Origin of the sequence: Janthinobacterium lividum, assembly GCF_011601275.1 — a bacterium.
GTDB lineage: Bacteria > Pseudomonadota > Gammaproteobacteria > Burkholderiales > Burkholderiaceae_D > Janthinobacterium > Janthinobacterium lividum_E.
On the sequence record NZ_JAAOLY010000004.1, the window covers coordinates 1 to 19314 of the forward strand.

Genomic DNA, 19314 nt, shown 5'->3' on the forward strand with positions numbered 1-19314 from the left:
CCCGAACAGGACCGTGAAACAACTTTGCGCCGATGATAGTGCTGCAACCAGTGTGAAAGTAGGTTATCGTCAGGCTTGTTATTCGAAAAAACCCCTTCCGGTGATCCGGTTGGGGTTTTTTTACGTCCAATGATTTTATGCATGGCATCGAGCGCGTGCTACCTTGAAAGGGATATCTTGTCTGCTGTGCATACACTGGAACAATTACGCACCGGCCAACTGGCCGGTCTGCGCCGCCTGAAGCTGTCCTGTGGCTTGACGGTATTCCCCCGCGAAATCTTCGACCTGGCCGACAGCCTGGAAATCCTCGACCTGTCCGGCAATGCGCTCTCTACGCTGCCCGACGATTTGCCGCGCCTGCACAAGCTGCGCATCATTTTTTGCTCGGATAATCTGTTCACGTCTTTGCCTGACGTGCTCGGTTCCTGTCTTGCGCTGGAAATGATCGGTTTCAAGGCGAACCGGATCCGCCACGTGCCGGCTGCAGCCTTGCCGCCCAGGCTGCGCTGGCTGACCCTGACCGATAATGTCATCGAGTCCATGCCGGATGAGCTGGGCAAGTGCACGCAATTGCAGAAACTCATGCTGGCAGGTAATTGCCTGAGCCACTTGCCCGCTACTCTTGCCGACTGCCGCCAACTGGAATTGGTACGCATTGCCGCCAACCGTTTTACGGCGTTGCCCGACTGCCTGCTGTCCTTGCCACGCCTGAGCTGGCTCGCGTATGCGGGTAATCCCTGCACGGAAGCGCGTGAGCTGGCCGCTCTGGCCGGTACAGCTGTGGCGGGCGTGGCATGGCAACGCCTGGAACTGGCGCAGCAGCTGGGGGAGGGCGCGTCGGGCGTGATTTACCGTGCCCGCCTCGATGGCGTCGATGAGGTTGCCGTCAAAGTATTCAAGGGGGCCATGACCAGCGACGGCTTGCCGCGCAGCGAGATGGCTGCCTGTGTCGGCGCCGGTGCCCATCCGGGTCTGATTCCCATCCTCGGGACGCTCGATGCGCATCCGCAAGGGGCGCTGGGGCTCGTCATGCCGCTCATCGACGCTGCTTTCCGCAACCTGGCAGGGCAGCCGAGCCTGGCATCGTGCACGCGCGACGTGTATGCCGATGGCGCACGCTTTGACGCACAGCAAGCGCTGGCCATTGCCCATGGCATTGCCTCGGCCGTCTGCCAGCTGCATGCGCACGGCATCGTGCACGGCGACCTGTATGCGCACAACATCCTGCATGCGGACGCCGGCGCCTGCCTGCTGGGCGACTTTGGCGCCGCTTCCATGTTTGCGCCCGGCTCGCCGCAAGGGGACTTGCTGCAGGGCATAGAGGCGCGCGCTTTTGGCGTGCTGCTGGGCGAGTTGATCGCGCACTGCGCGACGTCCTTGCCCGCCTTGGAGGCCATGATGGACGCTTGCCTGCAGGAAGAAGTATTACGGCGGCCCAAATTCGACGCGATCGAACGGACATTGCGGGATATGCTCCCCGCATAAAAAAATGGCGCAACCTTCGCAGGCTGCGCCATTTTTATGTCAGGCTGACAAGATTCAGCTTGCTACCAGGATTTCTTTTTCCGGCAGGGCAATCTGGTTGTCGACGCTGAACTGGTAATCCTTGAAGACGTGTTCGGCCGTCAGGATCTGGTATTCGCCATTCTCCAGCTTGTGCGTGGTGTCCTTCAGGCGATACGTGTAATGGCCGCAGGTCCAGCAGTTGAAGTTGCGCATGTGCGTGCACAGGCAAGTCTTGTCCATCACGACGACGGTTTTTTGTTCCGGATGGGCTGCCACTTCGCGGTTGTACGAGTTGATGTACGCGCAGTTGCCCGTCGCGTCGAGCAGGTAGCCATACGATTCGCAGCCTGGACGGATGCCGGCGCCGATGGCAGGCGTGTTCTTCAGCATGCGCATCGGGTAGCCCGTCGGCGAGACGCCATTGACGATGATGTCTTCTTCCGAAGCCTTGTAGTATTCCTGCTTGACCTTGTTTGGCAAGCCGCATTCATTGGTGACGGTAAAGCGCGTCGCCACTTGCACGCCGGCCGCGCCCGCTTCCAGGAAGGAGACGGCATCGCTGCCCGTGAAAATGCCGCCAGCGGCGATCAGCGGGATGTCCAGCTGTTCGGCCTTCAGGTAGGCCAGCAGTTCCGCCGTGATCGTGTGCAGGTCGTAATTGGCCCAGTCCATGCCGAAACCCAGGTGGCCGCCGGCCAATGGTCCCTCGACGATGATGAAGTCGGGCAAACGGTCCAGTTTGGCGTTCTTGCGCAGGAAAATCTGCAGGGCGCGCACGGACGAGACGATGATGCCCAGCTTGGCATCGCGGAAACGCGGATGGTCGGCCATCAGGGCAAACGAGCCGAAGTGCAAGCCGGCGGACAGGGTGATGCCGTCGATGCCGGCGTCCAGCGCCGCGTTCAGGCGCACGCGCAAGGTTTCGCGCGGGCCGTTCATGGTCAGCTTTTCCATGCAATTGACGAAGATCAAGCCATCGCCTTTTTTCGCTTCCATGGTGCGGCCGATATGCAGGCGCTGCGCTTCCGCCAGGCGGCCCAGGTCGAACTGCACCACGGCCTTGTCGCTGTTATTGATGTTGAACTTGTACAGTTTCGTCTTGTCTTTGACGAAGGTGGTGTCGAAACGGCGATCCGACACGTCTTCCACCATGGCATCGGAGATATGGCCGATACCGTTCAGCCGGGCCGCTTCCAGGGCCAGCTCCGACGTGGAAATATCCACACCCATTCCGCCTATCATGATGGGCACATATTCTTTTTTGCCAAATCGCAGGCGGAAATCATCAACACGTTTCATTGCTATCCTTAGACTACCGTGGTTATCACTGAGCCAGATGTACGGTCAAGCCCGCCGCCGGTCAGGCGCGCGGGCGCATGTAGCTGTGCGCAGCTTCAATTCTACCCCAAGCGGGCAGGCGCTCCGAGGCAGCTTGCCGCCATGCCGGTGCAAGCGCAGGCCGGAGCGTGCGCTTGATCGAAATTAATCGCGGAAATTGTTAAATTCCAGCGGCATGTCGGGTACGTCCTTGCGCAGCATGGCCATGGCCGCTTGCAGGTCGTCGCGCTTGGCGCCCGTGACACGCACGGCTTCGCCCTGGATGCTCGCTTGCACTTTCATCTTGCTGTCCTTGATGACGCGCACGATTTTCTTGGCATCATCCGATTCGATACCGTTCTTGATCTTGATGATCTGCTTGACCTTGTCGCCGCCGATCTTCTTGATGTCGCCTTCGTCGAGGAAGCGCACATCGACCTTGCGTTTGGTCAATTTGTTGGTCAGCACGTCGCGCACTTGGCTGAGCTGGAATTCCGAGTCCGCAAACGCGGTCAACTCGTTTTCCTTGTGTTCGACGCGGGCGTCGCTGCCCTTGAAGTCGAAGCGCGTCGTGATTTCCTTGTTGGATTGCTCGACGGCATTCTTGACTTCGATCATATCGGCTTCGGAGACTACATCAAATGACGGCATGGTCTGTTCCTTTCGTGTTAGAGCGAGCGCGCTGCTGGCGCGCCGGGCGCGCGCATTCTTTGCAAAATGGCACAGCCGCGTTAAAGATGCGACATTTTAACGGACAACGGACGGCCTGCCCTTGTCTTGCGCTGGTTTTTTGTCGGTTTCACTCTATAATCGAGCAAAATAATCGCTATCCCATGTCTGCAGAGCTCACCATCGAACACAATTACTCCCTCCAGCGCCTGAATACCTTCGGCATTACGGCCAACGCGGCCGCCTACGTACGCATCACTTCGCAGGCCGAATTGCATGCGGCGCTGCAAGATCCCGCCTTGTCCGCCATGCCGCGCCTGATACTGGGCGGCGGCAGCAACATCGTGCTCACGGGCGACTTTCCCGGCGCCGTGCTGCACATGGCCACGCGCGGCATGCGCCTGGCACAGGCGGACTTCGAAACCATACTCGTCACGGCCGCGGCCGGCGAAAACTGGCACGATTTCGTGCAGTGGACCCTGGCGCAAGGCGTGGGCGGACTGGAAAACCTGTCATTGATCCCCGGCACGGTAGGTGCGGCGCCTATCCAGAATATCGGCGCGTATGGCGTGGAAATCAAGGATTATCTGCATAGCGTGAGCGTCATGCACAGCGCCAGCGGCATCGTCTTCGACATGGATCGCGATGCTTGCCGCTTCGCCTACCGCGACAGCATCTTCAAGCAGGCGGACGGGCGCGAACTGATCGTGCTGGAAGTGACGTTTGCCTTGCCGGCCGAATGGCAGCCGAACTTGCGCTATGCGGAACTGGCGCAGGCCGTGGCCGAGCGCAATCTTGCCGAGCCGACGCCGCAACAGGTGGCCGACACGGTGATGGCGATCCGCCGGCGCAAATTGCCGGACCCGGCCGTGATCGGCAATGCGGGCAGTTTCTTCAAGAATCCCGTGGTGTCGCGCGAACAGTGTGCTGCCTTGCTGGAACGTTTTCCTGCCTTGGTGCACCATGCGCAGCCCGATGGCACGGAAAAGCTGGCGGCCGGCTGGTTGATCGATCAGTGTGGCTGGAAGGGGAAAAACCTGGGGCCCGCGGGAGTGTATCCCAAGCAGGCGCTGGTTCTGGTGAATAATGGCGGCGCTCGTGGCGCGGACATTACCCGGCTGGCGGAAGCGATACAGGATGATGTAGAGGCGAAATATGGCGTGCGCCTGTCGCCCGAGCCTGTGTTCGTCTAATCAACCGAAGTGGCAGACGTAGTCGACAGTTTCAGTAGTTTCAATGTCAAAATAGCTATTGCCCGGGATACTGAATTGCGTGCCCGCGCCATAGCTGTTCCATTCTGTCGCGTCAGCCAGGCGTACCTTGCACAAGCCGCCGACGATTTCCATGATTTCCGGCGCGCCCGTGTTGAAGCGCAACGATGACGCGAAAATCACACCGACGCTTTTCTTCGTGCCATCGGCCAGGATGACGTTGTGCGAGACGCATTTGCCGTCAAAGTAAATATTCGACTTCTTGACGACGCTGACATTGTCCAGTTGTGTGCTCATGCTTCACTTTCCTTGCTGTTAAAAATCAGTCGCGGACGTCATTGGCGCTCAGCACGCTGTTGCGTCCGCCGCGCTTGGCCGCGTACAGGGCCTGGTCGGCGCGGTTGATCAGTTGCTCGATCGTCGATTCCGGCGACGGTACGACGGTGGCCACGCCGATCGAGATGGTGACGATGCCCTTGCTTGCCGCCGGGTTCTCGATTTGCAAGCCTTCCAGATGGCGCCGGCATGCTTCGGCGATCATCAGCGCGCCGGCCGCTTCCGTTTCCGGCAGGATCAGGGCGAACTCTTCGCCACCGTAACGGGCGGCCAGGTCGGCCGGGCGTTTCAAATGTTCCGTCAGCACTGCGGCGACTTTTTTCAGGCCCAGGTCGCCCGCCAGGTGGCCAAAGTGGTCGTTGTAGCTCTTGAAATGGTCGATATCGCAGAACAGCAGGCTCAGCGGCGTCTTGTCGCGCTGGCCCCGCTGCCATTCGAATTGCAGGGTTTCATCGAAGCGGCGGCGGTTGGCGATGCCCGTCAAGCCATCGAGGGCGGCCAGTTTCTGTAATTCAATATTCGCGTCCGCCAGATTCTTTTGGCTTTCGCGCAGGAAACGAAAAGCCTGGTCGCGCTGCAATCGGCTGATGTGCGCGCTGGAATGGTAGCGTATGCGCGCCAGAAGTTCCAGGCGGTCCGGCAGTTTCACCACATAATCGTTGGCGCCGACGGCAAAGCTGTGGGCCTTCAGTTTCGGGTCGTCCTTGGCCGACATCACGATGACGGGCACATGCGCGAGCGCCTCGTTTTCGCGGTACAGCTTGATCAAGGCGAAGCCGTCGATGCCCGGCATCACGAGGTCTTGCAGGATGACGGTAGGTTGCAAACGCAGTGCCGTGTCCAGCGCCTGCGTGGCGTCGGTCACGTAATGAAATTCGATATCCTGCTGGTCGCTGAGCATGCGCCGGACTGCCTCGGCAATGATCAACTGGTCGTCCACCAGCAGCACGCTGACCTTGAATTCGGTCAATGCGGGCTCATGCTGGGTGAAGCTGGAGGAGAATTCTGGCATTGCATTCTTTTCAGATGTTAGGGGAGGGCTCCCACCCATTGTTGAGCTTGGCGCCCAGGCGGCTGCGCAGGCTGGCGCCTATTCTATCCAATGGCAGGATTTGCTGCGCCGCATCGAGTTCGGCTGCCGCGCGCGGCATGCCGTACACGGCACTGCTGGCCTGGTCTTGCGCAATCGTCGTCTTGCCCGCGCGGCGCATGGCCAGCAAGCCATCGCCACCGTCGCGCCCCATACCTGTGAGCAATACACCGATGGCGTCGCCGCGCCAGTGCTGTGCCACGCAATTGAAAAAGACATCGACGGACGGGCGGTAAACATAGTCGCGTGGTGCTGCATCGTAACCCAAACGATAATTTTGATCTAGCAGCAGGTGATCGTTGGTCTTGGCGATCAGTACCGTGCCCGACACCAGTTCCTCGCCTTCGGCGATCACGCGCACGGGCATGCTGAGCTGGTCGTCGAGCCATTTGGCGAAGTGCGAGGCAAAGGTTTCATCGATGTGCTGCACTACGACGATGGCGCAGCCGGGCGGCGCCGTCCAGCCTGACAACACCTTGGCCACGGCCGACGGCCCGCCCGTCGAGGCGCCGATGGCCACCAGGGTGCTGACCTGGCCGTCGCCCCGATCGCCGCCATTGGCTGGCGCCTGGCGCGGCGGCGGTGGTTCGGCGCTGTGGCGTATCAGCTTGCCGATGGTCTTGATCTTGGCCAGCAGCTCGCTGTCGCCGCCCACTTCCCCCTGCAGCACGGGCGTGGCCGTGACGTCGAGCGCGCCGGCGCCCAAGGCGCGGAAGACCTGGTTGACATTGTCTTGCGGGCGGCCCGTGACGACCAGGATGGCGCACGGGCTTTGCTCCATGATCAGGCGCGTCGCCTCCACGCCATCCATCTCCGGCATGTTCAGGTCCATCAGGATCAGGTCGGGACGGTTGCCCTCGCACATGCGCACGGCTTCGAGTCCCGTGCGGGCGATCCACAGCACCTGGTGTTCCTGCGTACTGGCGACCACCCGGCGCAGGGCCTCGGCGGCCATGGCGACATCGTTGGCAATGGCAATCTTCATGAATGACAGCTCATAAGCGGGCATCTCCTATCAGGTCGGCCACCGCGTCGAGCAAGGTCTCGTCGTGGAAGCTGCCTTTGGTCAAATAATAGTCGGCGCCGGCGGACAGGCCGCGCGCGCGGTCTTCCGGACGGTCCTTGTACGACACGATCATCACCGGCAGCTTGTGCAGGTGCAGGTCCTTCTTGATCAGCGAAACGAGCTCGATGCCATCCATGCGCGGCATGTCCACGTCGGTGATCACCAGGTCATATTCTCCGCTGCGCACGACGTTCCAGCCGTCGATGCCGTCGATGGCCACGTCGACGTCGAAGCCGCGTGCCAGCAGCAGCTTGCGCTCCATCTCGCGCACCGTCAGCGAATCGTCGACGACGAGGATGCGCTTGGCGCGGCGCTGCTGCGCGTGGCCCGCCTGCGCCAGCTGGTGCAGGCCGCCCTCGTGCAGCAGCTTGTCGATCGACAGCAGCAAGTCGGGCACGTCGAGGATCAGCACCGGCTCACCGTCGTCGAGCAGGGCGGCGGCGGAAATGTCTCGCATCTTGCCGAAGATCGGGTCGATGGCTTGCACGGCCAGGCTTTGCTCGCCGCGGATGGCGTCGACCACCAGCGCATAGCTTTGCTTGCCGCGCCCGATCACCACCACGGGCAAATCGTCGGCCTGGTTGGCCGCCTCGCCCAGCTCCAGCACCTGCGCCGCCGACACCAGGCCCAGATGCTCGCCCTTGAGTTCGAAGAACTGCTTGTTTTCCAGGGTATGGATGGCCGCCTGCGGCACGCGCACCACGCTTTCCACCTTGACGATGGGGATGGCGTAGGCTTCGCCGTGCACATCGACCACCAGCGCGCGCACGATCGATTGCGTCAGCGGCAGGGTGATCAGGGCGCGGAAACCGCGGCCCGGTTCCGACTCCAGACGCACGGTGCCGTTTTGCTGGCGTATCGTCTCATGCACGATGTCGAGGCCCACGCCGCGTCCGGACAATTGATTGGCCGTCGCCTTCAGGCTGAAGGCGGGCAGGAACAGGAATTCCAGCAGCTCGCCCGGCGACAGCGAAGCGGCCATGGCGGGGCTGGCCATCTTGCGCTCGATGACGGACTGGCGGATTTTTTCCAGGTCGACGCCGCGTCCGTCGTCGCTGATCTCGATGCTCAGCATGCCGGCGCGGTGGCGCGCTTCCATGCGTATCGTGCCCAGCGCTTCCTTGCCCGCGTCGATGCGCTCGTACGGGCCTTCCATGCCGTGGTCGATGGCGTTTCTGAGCATGTGGTTCAGCGGGCTTTCGATCTTCGCCAGGATGTCGCGGTCGACCAGGGTGTCTTCGCCGTCGATCTCCAGCTGCACTTCCTTGCCCAGGCTGCGCGCCAGGTCGCGCACCATGCGCGGGAATGCGTGGATGCCGTCGCGGAAAGGACGCATGCGCAGGGCCAGCACTTCGTCGACCATGCCTTGCGAGACGGCCAGCAGGCGCCGTTCATAGGTTTCGATGTCGGCGATATGTTCGAGCATGAACTGCTTCAGGGGCTGCGTCTTTTGCAGCGCCAGCAAGGACTTTTCCATCAGGCCCGGGTCGGCCGAGCGGGCAATGGCTTCGTGCAGGTGCTCGATGGCGGAAAACAGGCTGCTCTGGTTGCGCTTGAAGCGCTGCAGGGCGCCGACGAACGGGTGCATCTGGTGCGCATTGATGCGCGATTCACTGGCCAGTGACAGCAGTTTGTCGAAGTTTTGCGCCTGGGCCTTGGCTGGCGCACCTGTACTGGTCGCTGTACGCGGCGCGGGAGCGGCCGCTTCCGGTTCATCCCCCGCCAGGCCGCTGGCCACGGGAACTTGCGGCTCGGCCGCTTCCCGCACCGGGGCCGGCGCAGGCACGGGCGCCGGGGGCAGGGCCGGCAATTCGGGCAGGTCGGCGATACCGGCAATGGCATTCAGGGTCTGGTCGATCTGCGTCGCATTGGCGGCCAGCCACGCTTCGGCGCCCGCGTCGTCCAGGCGCGACAGCTGCACGATCAGGTCGACGCCCGACAGCAGCACGTCGACCCGCTCCGGCGTGAGTTTCAATCTGCCGTGCTGGGCGGCGACAAAGCTGTCTTCCATGCCGTGCGCCAGCTGCACCACCACTTGCAGGCCGACGATGGCGGCGGCGCCCTTGATCGAGTGCGCCGCGCGCATCATCGCCTCGACGGCGGCCGCGTCGCCCGCATGGCGTTCCATGGCCAGCAAGCCGTCGGTGAGAATCTGGGTCTGGCTGTCCGCTTCCATGCGGAACAGGTCCAGCATGGAAAAGGCACTCAGGTCGCCGTGCTGGTCCTGGCTCATCGTAATAGTCTCGCAAGTTGAAAGCCGATCAGCGCCGTGTCGAGGCAGCCGATGCGCATGTCGCCCTCGGTGATCACGCCCGACAGAAAGCGCGACAGGCCCTTGTTGATGGTGGCCGCCGGCGCCTGCACGGCGCCCGACGCGTAGCGCACGATGCCGTGCAGGTCGGCCACAGGCAGGGCGTAGGCCTGCTCTTCCCAGCGCATCAGCAGCAGGCGCGCAAACGTGTGGCGGCCCTTGGCTGGCGGCGCGCCCTGTTCGTCGATGCCCAGCAAACTGGCCAGCGACATGCACGGATACAGCTTTCCGCCGATATTGACGATGCCCGCCAGGCCGCCCCCGCCGCGGTGCGGCAGCGCGTGCGGCTTGGCCTGCGGCGCCACGGAGTCGAATACGCGCGTGGGCAGCGCCAGCCATTCGCGGCCGATGCGAAACACCAGCGCGGAACTGTCGCGCAGTTCGCCGCCCGCATCGATCTGGCGGAAGTGGCTGGCCCAGTCGCGCCGGTAGTGTTCGTCCACGGGCCGCTGCAGGTTGCGCTGGGCGGCGCCCGCATACACGTCGCAGTTGCGGCAATGTACGTTGGCTGGCAGCTTGGGGCAGCTCTGGTCGCCGACCACGCCGATATGGTTCCAGCAGTCGTCCATGGTGGCGGGGGACTCGGTGGCGATGAGGTTTGTCATGCTTGCCCCTTAGTTGGACGCCTGGCGGCGCTCGTAGATGCGTGCCGCGCGCGCCTTCAGGGTCGCGGCGGCCGTGTGGTTGCCATTGCGTTCGGCCAGCAGGGCCAGATGGCACAGTGCCTCGTAATGGTCGGGTTGCAGATAGATGCAGCGGCGCCAGTAGTCGTCGGCCAGGTCCATCTTGCCGGCCAGTTCATTGATAATGCCCAGCATGAAATATGCTTCCGCCGCCTCGGGCACTTTCGCCAGGTGGGCGTGGCATTTTTCGCCAGCTTCGCGCAACTGGCCGCGGTCGGCCAGCAGGCGCGCCTCGGCCAGCAAATCGGCCTGCGCAGTTTGCGCGGGCGGCGGTACGGACACGGGCCGCGTGCGCGGCACAGCCGGAGAGGGAGGGGACACAGCCGTGCGCCTTGGCGCGGGCGGTACGCTGCGCAAGGTGCGCAAGGCCGGCAGCGGCGCCACCTGCTCGGGGCTGGCCGGCGCCGCCGTTTCCTTCTTCAGGGCGAAAGCCTGGCGGAACTGCAGCGTCGTAAAACCGTTCTGGCAGAACGACGGCACTTCCGCATAGCCGGCCAGCAGCATGCCGTCGTCGGCCAGCAGGGCGGACAGGTTATGGATGGCCGCGCGCGTGGTCGGCTTGTCAAAGTAGATCAGCAGGTTGCGGCAAAAGATGACGTCGTAATGGCGGCTGTAGGTGGCCGTGTCAAACTGCAGCAAATTGCCCTGCCGGAAGGTCACCTGTTCGCGCAAGGAGTCGATGATGCGGTAGGAATCGTCGGCCACGTGCGTGAAATAGCGCTCGCGGAAGGCCACGTCCTGCGCACGGAAGGCGTTGCGGCCATACACGCCTGCCTGCGCCCGCTCAATGCAGCCGGGGCTCAGGTCGTAGGCGTCGATGCTGAACGCCTGTTTCGGCACGCCGCCGTCGCGCAGCGCCATGGCCATCGAATACGGTTCCTCGCCGCCCGCGCAGGGAATCGACAGGATGCGCGTGGCGCGCCCCCGGGCCCAGCGCTCCTGCACCAGTTCGACGGTGGCGTAGAACGCCTGCGGATCGCGGAACAGCCACGATTCGGGCACCACCACCAGCTCGATCAATTGCGTCATTTCGGCCGGAGTGAGCGCCTGCAGGTAGGCTTCGCTATCGGCAAAACCCGTTTGCTCCATGCGCTGGCCGACGGCCCGCTCGGCCACGGATTTGGAGACGGACAGGCCGGTCGCGCGGCGCAGCAGGGCCTGCGCCGTCATGCCGCGCTCGCGTCTTGGAACAGCAGCGCGCGCACGTCCGGCGGCAGCAGGTGTTCCAGTTCCACCAGCTGCACGATGCCGTCGGCGTCGCTGGCCACCTGGCCCAGGAAGGGCGCTGTCGCCACGCCGCTGTCTTCAAGCCGCAGCGGGTCGATGTCGGCGATGCCGCGCACCTGCGAGGCCAGCAGGCCCAGCGCGTGCACCGTCTCGCCGCCAGGCGCGCGGTAGTCGACGACGACGATACGCGTGTCGAACTGCGCGGCGGCGGCCGGCAGCCCGGCCAGGCGCGACAGGTCGATCACGGGCACGGGCGTGCCATGCAAGTCCATCAGGCCGGCCATGTAGTCTTGCGTGAGCGGCAACTGTTTCAGCTCCAGCAGCGGCAAGACGCGCACGATGCCGGCCAGGGGCAGGCCATAACGGTCGCGTCCGATGTGAAAGAGCAGCACTTTCATGGGATCAGATGGTGACGGCGAAGGTCGACACGCTCGACTGCAGATCGCCCGCCGCATATTGCAGCTGGTGTACGGCTTCGCTGGTGGCCTTCAACGATTCCACCGTTTGCTGGGTGGCGTCGTTGAGCTGCATCATGGTGTCGGAAATCTGCGAGGCGCCGATCGCTTGCGATTGCATGCCTTGCAGCACGGCATCGAATTGCGGCGTGAGTTTCTGCACCTGGTCCATCACGGACGACAATTGTTCCGCCACTTGCCGCACCTCGCCCACGCTGCGGCGAATTTCCTCCGAGAATTTATCCATGCCCATCACGCTGGCGGACACGGCCGACTGCATTTCCTTGAGCATTTGCTCGATATCCCAGGTGGACACGGAAGTCTGGTCGGCCAGGCGGCGGATTTCCGTCGCCACCACGGAGAAGCCGCGGCCCGCCTCGCCCGCTTTTTCCGCCTCGATGGCGGCGTTCAGCGACAGGATGTTGGTCTGGTCGGCCACCTTGGTGATGGTGATCAGCACGCTATTGATATTGCTGGCTTTTTCCGACAGGGCCGCCAGCTTGGCGTTGATGGAATCGGTGGCCGAGACCATGTGCTGCATGGTCGAATCCATGCGCTTGAGGTTGTTTTGCGCTTCGGCCGTCGCATTCGTCGTGTAGTCGGCCACGGCGGTGGCGTCTTCCATGGTTTTCAGCAACTGGCTCGTGTTGGCCGAGATTTCCTTGGTGGTGCTGAGAATTTCCACGCTCGTTTGCGCCTGCTCGATGCCCGTGGCTTCCTGCTGGCGCGCCGATGCCGCGATTTCCGTGGCGGACGTCGTCACCTGAATGCCGGCCTTTTGCACATTGTTGAGCAGGCTGCGCAGGTTTTCGAACATCTTCGCCAGGCCGTTGCCCAGCTGGCCGATGGCGTCGCTGCCCGTGATGCCGACCTTGCCCGTCAGGTCGCCCGAGGCGGCTTTCGACACCACTTCCAGCAGCGAATCGACCTTGGCGCGCAGGGTATTCGTGGCGGCCAGTTCATTGGCCTGATTGTCCTGGATGGTTTGCGCCATGCGGTTGAATTCTTCCGTCACCTTGCCCAGCTCGTCGCGCGAGAGGATCGCGGCGCGCGCGCTTTGCTCGCCGCCGGCGATGCGCCCGACGGCATCCGTCAGGCTGTTCAGCGGGCCGAGGATGGAACGGCCCAGCAGGTAGGAAATGCCCAGCGCCAGCACCACGCACAGCAGGCCGCCCAGGGCCAGGGTCAGCAGCATGGTTTCCTGCAATTTTGCCGTGGTGGCGGTGCGTTCGGCCAGCAAGCGGGTTTCTTCGGCGGCCACTTCATCGAGCAGCTTGTTTGCTTGCGCGACGGCGGGGTAGCCGCCCGGCGGCATGGTGCGCGCCACCGATTCCGTGGCGCCCGGGGCATTGCCCAGCGCCCGGCGCTTCTCGATCAGGGGGGTGATCCATTCCTTGACCCAGGTGGTGGTCAGCGCATCGATCTTGCGGAAGCGTTCCGACTGCACCTTGTTGTCGACCGTCATGGCGATGGCTTTTTGCGTATGCTGGCTCAGCACGTCCATTTCATTCGACTCCGGCGTCAGCGACGTTTCATTGCCAGTGAGAATGAAACCGCGCGCTTCCACCTGGATTTGCAGGATGGAATTGTGGATCCTGTCGATCTCGACCAGCACTTCCATCGTATGGCGGTCCCATGCATTGGCTTCCGACAGGCGCGAAAAGCTGTTGTAAGCGACGCCCAGCAAGATCAGGATGATGGCCACGATGGAGCCGAAGCCCAGGTACAGTTTATTCTTGATACTCAGGTCTTTGAACATGGGAGGGCTCCGGAAGCGGGAAGGTCAGCACAATTGCACTGTAGCATTTTGCCACGGGGACAGCAAAATGGGGGCGATCCGGGCGCGCGCAGTGACGTAAATCGCGGACGAGTGCGTTTCAAACGTAAAAAAGCCGCCCGTGGGCGGCTTCGGTTGGCGCGGGAGACAGTGTCTCCCGGCAACTAGTTACTTCTGGCCGCGTTTTTCGCGGGCGATGGCGGCGATGCGCATGCGCAAGGCGTTCAACTTGATGAAGCCGCCTGCGTCGGCCTGATTGTAGGCGCCGCCGTCTTCGTCGAAGGTGGCGATGTTCATGTCGAACAGCGAATCCGTCTTCGAATCGCGCGAGACGACGATGACATTGCCTTTGTACAGCTTGATGCGTACCCAGCCGTTCACGGTTTCCTGCGTGTGGTCGATCAGGGTTTGCAGGGCAACGCGCTCAGGCGCCCACCAGTAGCCGTTGTAGATCATCGACGCGTAGCGCGGCATCAGGTCATCTTTCAGGTGGGCCACTTCGCGGTCCAGCGTGATCGATTCGATGGCGCGGTGGGCTTTGAGCATGATGGTGCCGCCCGGGGTTTCATAGCAGCCGCGCGACTTCATGCCGACGTAGCGGTTTTCCACCAAGTCCAGGCGACCTACGCCATGCTTGCCGCCAACTTTGTTCAGTTCGGCCAGCACGGTGGCAGGCGACATGCGCACGCCGTTGATGGCGACGATGTCGCCTTTTTCGTATTCGATGTCCAGGTATTCCGCTTCGTCCGGGGCGTTTTCCGGGCTGACGGTCCAGCGCCACATGGTCTCTTCCGCTTCGGCGCTCGGGTTTTCCAGGTGGCGGCCTTCAAAGCTGATGTGCAGCAAGTTGGCGTCCATCGAGTACGGTGCGCCGCCGTTCTTGTGCTTCATGTCGATTTCGATGCCGGCGTCTTCCGCGTACTTCAGCAGTTTTTCGCGCGACAGCAGATCCCACTCGCGCCATGGGGCGATGATCTTCACGCCTGGCTTGAGCGCGTAGGCGCCCAGTTCGAAACGCACCTGGTCGTTGCCCTTGCCGGTCGCGCCGTGCGAGATGGCGTCGGCGCCGGTGGCGTTGGCGATTTCGATCAGGCGTTTGGCGATCAAAGGACGGGCGATCGAGGTGCCCAGCAGGTATTCGCCTTCATACACGGTGTTGGCGCGGAACATCGGGAAGACGAAATCGCGCACGAATTCTTCGCGCACGTCTTCGATATGGATGTTTTCCGGCTTGATGCCGAACTTGATGGCCTTGGCGCGCGCCGGTTCCAGTTCTTCGCCCTGGCCCAGGTCGGCCGTGAAGGTGACGATTTCGCACTGGTAGTTATCTTGCAGCCACTTCAGGATGACGGAGGTGTCGAGTCCGCCGGAATAGGCCAGGACTACTTTTTTAATGTCGCTCATATTGCTTCCAGTTGTCGTTGTCGATGTATGTATTGCGATGCTGCCAGGTTTTATGCAGTGCCAGGCGAATTATTGGATTTTACCGAGTAACAGGTATTCAATCAGCGCTTTTTGCACGTGCAAGCGGTTTTCCGCTTCATCCCACACGACCGATTGCGGGCCGTCGATCACTTCGGCTGCCACTTCCTCGCCGCGGTGGGCAGGCAGGCAGTGCATGAACAGGGCGTCGGGCGCGGCGCGGGCCATCTTCGCGCCATCGACGATCCAGCCGTCGAAGGCCGCGATACGGGCCGCGTTTTCCGCTTCGTAACCCATGCTGGTCCACACGTCCGTGTTGACCAGGTGCGCGCCTTCGCACGCGTCGGACGGGTTGGCGAAGAAGGTGTAGCGCTCGGTCTTGACTTGCGACAGGTCCATGTCGTAGCCCTTGGGCGTGGACACGTTGACGTGGAAGCCGAACACTTCGGCCGCCTGCAGCCACGAGTACAGCATGTTGTTGGCGTCGCCGATCCAGGCGACGACCTTGCCGGCGATCGAGCCGCGGTGTTCGATGTAGGTGAAGATGTCGGCAAAGACCTGGCACGGGTGGTGTTCATTGGTCAGTCCATTGATCACCGGCACGCGCGAATTGGCGGCGAAACGCTCGATGATTTCCTGGCCGAAGGTACGCACCATGATGATGTCGCACATGCGCGACATGACCTGGCCCGCGTCTTCCACCGGCTCGCCGCGGCCCAATTGGGAATCGCGCGTGTTCAGGTAGATGGCGGCGCCGCCCAGCTGGTGCATGCCGGCTTCGAACGACAATCGCGTGCGGGTGGAGTTCTTTTCAAAGACCATCACCAGGGTGCGGTCGATCAGTGGATGGTAGATTTCGTAATTCTTGAACTTGCGCTTGATCAGATGGGCGCGTTCGATCACATATTCGTACTCTTCCAACGTGAAATCGGAGAACTGGAGGTAGTGCTTGATCGGTTTTTTTGTCGACATAATGACCACTTGAAGATGCGCAGGCCGCCGGCGGCGTGCCTTTCCCGCCGGGTTGCATCAGCGTACAACATCTCGTCTGATGACTGCCTCGCCCGGCGCGCTGCTGTGTTGCTCGGTGCCCGCGCCTGTTTGTCGCGCGGGTCGATGCGGTTTGCCAAGTTAAAAAAATGCAATGGCAAGTACTTCAGCCGTTCAATTATAAGGGTTTTGCTTTTAGATTGGAAAGACCGTCCGGGCGCGTACTTGTATAGGCAAGCCTGCGCCCGGGCAAAGGGCGGTGGATTAATAGATGCTGGCGGGCGCGGCCCCGTCCAGCTGGGGCGCCACCAGGGGCAAGTCCAGCGTAAAACGCGTGCCGGAGGGGCTGCTGGCCACCTGGATGGTGCCGCCCAGCAGGGCCGTGACGATGTTGTAGCTGATCGACAAACCCAGGCCGCTGCCGCCCTGGCCCAGCTTGGTGGTAAAGAAGGGGTCGAAGATGCGCGACAAGTGCTGTTCGGCGATGCCGCCGCCATTGTCGGCGAAGACGATCCGCACGCGCGCGCCGTCCAGCGTGGCGGACAGGCGCATGCAGCCCTTGCCTGCGGCGCCATCGTTGGGCGCGGGTGCGAAGGCGTGCAGCAGGGCGTTGTTGATCAGATTGGTGATCACCTGGCCGAACGGGCCCGGATAGCTGTCCAGCGCGATGCCGAAGTCGATGTCCGTCTCGATGCGGTGGCCCGAGCTGCGGATGCGGTTCATGACGGTGGCGATGATTTCATTGCTTACCTGCTGCAGGTCGAACTGGCGCCGCTGTTCGGTGGTGCGGTCGACGGCCACCTGCTTGAAGCTGTTGACGAGGTCGGCCGCGCTGTGCAGGCCGCGCATCACCAGCGCCGACGCCTTGCTCGCATCGTCGATGTAGGCGGCCAGGTCGGAGCGGCGCAGGCCGGGGCCGTTCATCAGGCGTTCCACGTCTTCCGTCTTTTGCTGCATGGTGCTGGCGATTAATAAACTGTTGCCGATCGGGGTATTCAGTTCATGCGCCACGCCAGCCATCAGCGAGCCGAGGGCGGCCAGCTTTTCCTGCGACGCCAGTTGCGCCTGGGCGTCCTGCAGTTGTCGGTAGGCGCTGGCATTGTCGAGCGCGATGGCGCCATACGCGCACAGGGTGCGGAAGATCAGGCGTTCGCGTTCGCCGTAGGCATGGGCATGGCAAGCCTGCACCGTCATCACGCCCAGCACGCGCTCGCCCACCGTCAAGGGCACGTACAGCACGCTCTGGTTGTGCAAGGTGCCGGGCACGGTGTAGGCGTGGCGCTTGGGCGGGACCTGGTCGATATACACTTCGCGCCGTCCCAGCAGGCAGCGCACGGAGTAGGCGCGCGGGTTGCTCAGTGGAATGGCGTTGTCGGACAGGGGCCGGCCCGCTTCCATGCCGTGCGCGCGGCGCAGCGCCGTGCCCGCGGGATCGAGCATGTAGACGGCGAAGGTGTTGACTGGCAGCAAGGCATGCACGTGGCGGTCCAGCACCTGGAACACGGCGCTGGCGTCGAGGTGGGTGGTGATTTCCTGACCGATGGCCGACAGCCGTTCCAGCGTGTCGCTGGTTTGCTGCAGCACTTCGGCGCGGCGCGCTTCGGAGGCGGCCAGTTCGCGGTGGTGATAGCCTTCCGAGCGCGCATGTTCCGTCTGGTGGTAGACCTGCATGGCGGTGGCGCGGTTGCTCGCCTGCTGGGTGTGACTTTTTTCGCGCGCCACGCCCGCCGCGAGGGCGATATCGTAGGCGCGCGCATAGTCGCCCGCATGCGCGTACTCACGCGCCAGCGCATCGAGCAGTTCGCCGGGCGGCACATAGCCGTCGATGGAGTCGGCTACCTGCAGCGCCTGGTGCAGGAAATGCAGGGCTGGATTGCGTTCCTGCATGCCTGCGGGCGGCGGCAAGTCGTGGCGCGCGTGCAGCATGGACAGCACGCGCAGCGCCGCCACCTGGTGCATGGCGTCGCCTTGCGCGGTGGCTAGCTGGCAAGCCCGTTCGGCCGCTTGCAGCGCTTCGTCCGGGCGGTCCAGGTAAGACAGCGCGTGGGCGCTGCCGCGCTGAGCCATGCTGCGGAAATCGGCCTGGCCCAGCGCTTCGGCCCGTTGCGCCAGTCGGCTGAAGGCGTCGAGCGCCGTGTCGTAGTCGCCCTTGTCGAGGCTCAGTTCGCCCAGGTGGAACAGGGCGTTGGCATAGGTGCGGGCGCCCGCCACGGGGGCCAGGATGTGCAGCGCTTCGCGCAGCAAATTTTCGGCCGTGGCCAGGCGCCCCAGCTTGCGCATGGTCTCGGCCGTATGCGTCTGGCAGGCGCCGATGCTGCGCGGCCAGCCGGTGGGGCGCGCCAGGTCCAGTGCGCACTGCATCCATTCGAGGGCCGATTCATTGTCGTTGAGGCTGGAGAAACAGTCGCCGATATTGATGGCGGCCGTGATCGCGCCGCGCAGCTGGCCGCTTTCCAGGGCCGCTTCGTAGCTTTGCATGTAGTGACCGGCGGCCGCACCCAGGTCGCGCGACGTGTGCGCCAGCAAGCCGTGGAAGTCGTGCACCCAGGCGGCCAGCGGTGCGGGCAGCTTGCCGCTGGCGCCGTCGGCCTGGAAGTGGCCGCCCCAGCAGGCCAGGGCTGCCGGCGCGTCGCGCAAGACGGCCCAGCGGGCAGTGGCCGCGTCGGCCAGGTTGGCGCGCATCGCATCGCCGGCGCCGCGCGCTTGCTGCGCCGCAGCCAGCAGTTCGGCGTCGCAGCGGGCATGGTCGCCGCGGTCGACGGCGATCGAGGACAGCAGCCAGTGGGCGTCGGCGCAGCCGGCGCCGTCGTCGTGCGCGCCGCAGGTGGCGCGCGCCGCCATGGCCAGGCTTTCCGCGGAGTCGAGCGCGCCTTGCAGCCAGGCCACTTCCGCCTGCACCAGTTGCAGACGCGCGCGCACCCGTTCCAGTGCCGCCGCTTCCAGGCCGGCCAGAGGCAGCAGCAGATGCGCTTCCTCGCTCAGATGAATTGCTCTAGCGCAATCGCGCTGGCGCAAATGCCAGGACAGCAACAGCAGCAGCGGTACGCGCCCGGCGCCGCGCAACGGCAGCAATGCGCTTTCCCACTGCGCTACGTCATGTTCGAGCGCGAACATTTCCATTCAAGCATTCTCCCCGCAAACAGTGGCGCCAGCCTGCGACCGCACAGGCCATGCGTCATCGCATTGTAAGCTGCATTCAGGGGAATTGTTCAGTACGCTGGTCAGAATTATTCATGCGCCATGGCGCCCCGGGC

At 63.2% G+C, this 19314-nt stretch carries 15 protein-coding genes; 2 read left to right on the forward strand and 13 right to left on the reverse strand.

The features are described 5' to 3' along the window. The first annotated feature begins 186 nt into the window (after nt 1-186). The gene (locus GYK42_RS07180; RefSeq protein ID WP_346768078.1) at nt 187-1485 is read left to right on the forward strand and encodes a leucine-rich repeat-containing protein kinase family protein; all 1299 of its coding nucleotides are present in this window, start codon (nt 187-189) and stop codon (nt 1483-1485) included. 54 nt (nt 1486-1539) lie between these two features. Here GYK42_RS07180 and GYK42_RS07185 read toward each other — a convergent pair whose 3' ends face one another. Next, complete coding sequence (locus tag GYK42_RS07185; RefSeq protein ID WP_166446947.1) at nt 1540-2805, reverse strand: nitronate monooxygenase; 1266 nt, start codon at nt 2803-2805, stop codon at nt 1540-1542. A 183-nt stretch (nt 2806-2988) separates the two neighbouring features. Further along, on the reverse strand, nt 2989-3474 hold the full coding sequence (locus GYK42_RS07190; protein WP_034759416.1) for a YajQ family cyclic di-GMP-binding protein: 486 nt from the start codon (nt 3472-3474) through the stop codon (nt 2989-2991). 182 nt (nt 3475-3656) lie between these two features. Here GYK42_RS07190 and murB point away from each other — a divergent pair, with 182 nt between their 5' ends. Continuing rightward, nucleotides 3657-4685, forward strand: a complete 1029-nt coding sequence (gene murB / locus GYK42_RS07195; protein WP_092717717.1) for a UDP-N-acetylmuramate dehydrogenase — start codon at nt 3657-3659, stop codon at nt 4683-4685. On the opposite strand, the gene GYK42_RS07200 is transcribed toward murB, so the two are convergent. The 11 genes from GYK42_RS07200 to GYK42_RS07250 all read right to left on the reverse strand — a co-directional run bounded on the left by GYK42_RS07200 (nt 4686) and on the right by GYK42_RS07250 (nt 19180). After that, nucleotides 4686-5000, reverse strand: a complete 315-nt coding sequence (locus GYK42_RS07200) for a pyrimidine/purine nucleoside phosphorylase (protein ID WP_166446948.1) — start codon at nt 4998-5000, stop codon at nt 4686-4688. It abuts the gene before it with no gap. A gap of 25 nt (nt 5001-5025) precedes the next feature. Beyond that, nucleotides 5026-6051 carry a diguanylate cyclase gene (locus GYK42_RS07205; RefSeq protein WP_046682273.1) on the reverse strand — a complete coding sequence of 342 codons (1026 nt, stop codon included), beginning with the start codon at nt 6049-6051 and terminating at the stop codon, nt 5026-5028. A gap of 10 nt (nt 6052-6061) precedes the next feature. Beyond that, nucleotides 6062-7114 (reverse strand): chemotaxis response regulator protein-glutamate methylesterase, encoded by a 1053-nt coding sequence (locus GYK42_RS07210; RefSeq protein ID WP_166446949.1) that lies wholly within the window; start codon nt 7112-7114, stop codon nt 6062-6064. A gap of 10 nt (nt 7115-7124) precedes the next feature. Beyond that, nucleotides 7125-9428: a hybrid sensor histidine kinase/response regulator gene (locus tag GYK42_RS07215; RefSeq protein WP_166446950.1), complete on the reverse strand. Its 2304-nt coding sequence runs from the start codon at nt 9426-9428 to the stop codon at nt 7125-7127. Further along, entirely contained in the window at nt 9425-10111 is a 687-nt protein-coding gene (locus GYK42_RS07220) for a chemotaxis protein CheW (protein WP_166446951.1), read from the reverse strand. Before GYK42_RS07220 ends, GYK42_RS07215 begins: the two co-directional genes overlap by 4 nt. A 9-nt stretch (nt 10112-10120) precedes the next feature. Continuing rightward, entirely contained in the window at nt 10121-11359 is a 1239-nt protein-coding gene (locus GYK42_RS07225; RefSeq protein ID WP_166446952.1) for a CheR family methyltransferase, read from the reverse strand. Further along, nucleotides 11356-11814, reverse strand: coding sequence for a chemotaxis protein CheW (locus tag GYK42_RS07230; protein WP_166446953.1), 459 nt, complete (start codon nt 11812-11814; stop codon nt 11356-11358). The genes GYK42_RS07225 and GYK42_RS07230 overlap by 4 nt, the downstream gene beginning before the upstream one ends. Nucleotides 11815-11818: 4 nt before the next feature. Further along, nucleotides 11819-13630, reverse strand: a complete 1812-nt coding sequence (locus GYK42_RS07235; protein WP_166446954.1) for a methyl-accepting chemotaxis protein — start codon at nt 13628-13630, stop codon at nt 11819-11821. Between the two features lie 186 nt (nt 13631-13816). Next, nucleotides 13817-15052 carry an argininosuccinate synthase gene (locus GYK42_RS07240; protein WP_035825961.1) on the reverse strand — a complete coding sequence of 412 codons (1236 nt, stop codon included), beginning with the start codon at nt 15050-15052 and terminating at the stop codon, nt 13817-13819. A 69-nt stretch (nt 15053-15121) separates the two neighbouring features. Beyond that, the gene (gene argF, locus GYK42_RS07245; RefSeq protein ID WP_166446955.1) at nt 15122-16042 is read right to left on the reverse strand and encodes an ornithine carbamoyltransferase; all 921 of its coding nucleotides are present in this window, start codon (nt 16040-16042) and stop codon (nt 15122-15124) included. Nucleotides 16043-16324: 282 nt separating this feature from the next. Continuing rightward, nucleotides 16325-19180, reverse strand: coding sequence for an ATP-binding protein (locus tag GYK42_RS07250; RefSeq protein WP_166446956.1), 2856 nt, complete (start codon nt 19178-19180; stop codon nt 16325-16327). Nucleotides 19181-19314 lie beyond the last annotated feature (134 nt).